Below are 1,712 nucleotides of genomic sequence, written 5' to 3'. Positions count from 1 at the left end.
TTTTTGAGAGTGTTCGACTAGTTTTTTGAATGCGCTCATTTGACTACTCTTAATTTGGTTTCTTTAAATGATCCTTAGGGCCGCGTCAGCGTTAAGTTTCATCTCTCATGTACTTTGATTATGGCTCTGCTTTTTAATGGCGCTGACCTTCGTAGTCGAAGATATAGCGAGAAAAGCGTGAGGCGGTACGATGCCTTGAATTTACTATTTCTTAACAAATTAAACTGTACCATTGTGCACAAAATCAGTGACTTGTATAGCTGGTGGTAATTGTTGCTTGCGAAATGTGCAGATAAGCGGTATTGATGATAGATCGCTAAACATGAATGACAATAATATGGATATTTTGAACTTTGAGGCATTTCTGATTGCCATCACTATTTTAACGTTAACGCCTGGCTTGGATACAGCATTGGTGATTCGTAATACCAGTCGCTCTGGCTTAGCTGACGGCTGTATGACGAGCTTCGGTATCTGTGCTGGGTTATATGTACACGCCTTTTTCTCTGCAGTCGGTATTTCTGCGATTCTTGCCCAATCCGCTGAGCTATTTCAAGCCGTAAAAATGGTGGGTGCCGTTTATTTAATCTGGCTTGGCTTAAGCAGTTTACGCGCTTTGATGAAAAATGGTGGCGGGCTGAAGGTTGGCGAGCAAACTCATCAAGCCTACAGCGCAAAACGTTCTTTGCGTGAAGGTTTCTTATCTAATGTGCTTAACCCGAAAACAGCGGTCTTCTATTTGGCATTTTTACCTCAATTTGTTAATCCTGAAGGTTCGCCGTTATTGCAGTCTATGCTAATGGCTTCGGTTCATTTCATTATCGCTATGCTTTGGCAATGTGGTTTAGCTGGGGCGTTAAATTCTGCTAAAAATCTACTAAAGAATGCAAGCTTCATGAAGTGGATGGAAGGCGTAACCGGTATGGTATTGGTGGGGTTGGGCGTTAAGCTTCTCATGGAAAAGCCGGTTTAGTTAGTTCTGCTTCGTGATGAACGTATGAAAGCCCGCGCTAGGTTATCGTGACCAATTAGCGTGGGCTTTGCCGTCATACACGGTAGGTGTACTATTACCGTGTATGTAGGTGGTTATATTAGTCAGCTAAACGAACGTTGAACTCAGCGCCTTCAAAGCCCAGATCACTCAGTTCTTGAGCATCAAAGTTGGTCGTTACATCAATGCCACCAAGATGTTCGGTCACCTGGTTTTCGCCTTCAATACTGCTTCGTACGCTTAGACCATCTGCACTCAAAGATTTAGCTTCGCCAATCTCGATTGTACCAGCGTATTGAGACTCTGCGTAAAAATCTCCCGATACGTAAGAGTGGAAAGGACGTAAGCTGTGACTCGTTGCCCATTGCATGAGTGAAAGACCATGACGGTTAATTGCCGACCCCCAGTCCCACCATAGTGTCTCACCTGGAATGTAGCGATGGTCCCATTGGTAACGAATGTCAGCAGCATGGCTACTCGCACGACCCATAGTAAACTTATGTACCTGAGTCGGGCGGTTTGTCGGATGCGTATGCCATGCGTTGAAATTGTAACCAAGGAAACCATTGAATTCCACGTCATAGGCCATATCAGCGTTAAATTGGTATGGGTACGAGATAGTTGAACGGTACAGCTCGACTTTAATTTTGACCTCAGAGTGAGGAGGAACCATTGGACGAGCTTGAAGTGTTACCGTCTCACTTGAAGAGCCGCCATTCGT

The 1,712-nt window shown here is 44.5% G+C and carries 2 protein-coding genes; one reads left to right on the top strand and one right to left on the bottom strand.

Annotation, left to right across the window (positions count from 1 at the left end; genetic code table 11):
• The first annotated feature begins 337 nt into the window (after nucleotides 1-337).
• Entirely contained in the window at nucleotides 338-973 is a 636-nt protein-coding gene (locus BCT81_RS00595; protein WP_102422973.1) for a LysE family translocator, read from the top strand.
• 118 nt (nucleotides 974-1,091) lie between these two features.
• Here the strand turns inward: BCT81_RS00595 and BCT81_RS00590 are convergent.
• A partial coding sequence (locus BCT81_RS00590; RefSeq protein ID WP_133152468.1) for an aerolysin family beta-barrel pore-forming toxin occupies nucleotides 1,092-1,712 on the bottom strand: 621 nt, incomplete at its 5' end.

The sequence above is a fragment of the Vibrio sp. 10N.261.52.A1 genome (genome assembly GCF_002876325.1).
GTDB classification, from domain to species: domain Bacteria; phylum Pseudomonadota; class Gammaproteobacteria; order Enterobacterales; family Vibrionaceae; genus Vibrio; species Vibrio chagasii.
This window is presented reverse-complemented; position numbering and strand designations above follow the sequence as displayed.

Coding starts and splice junctions, on each gene's coding strand:
- BCT81_RS00595 (WP_102422973.1), top strand. CDS start 338: ATGGATATTTTGAACTTTGAGGCATTTCTGATTGCCATCACTATTTTA.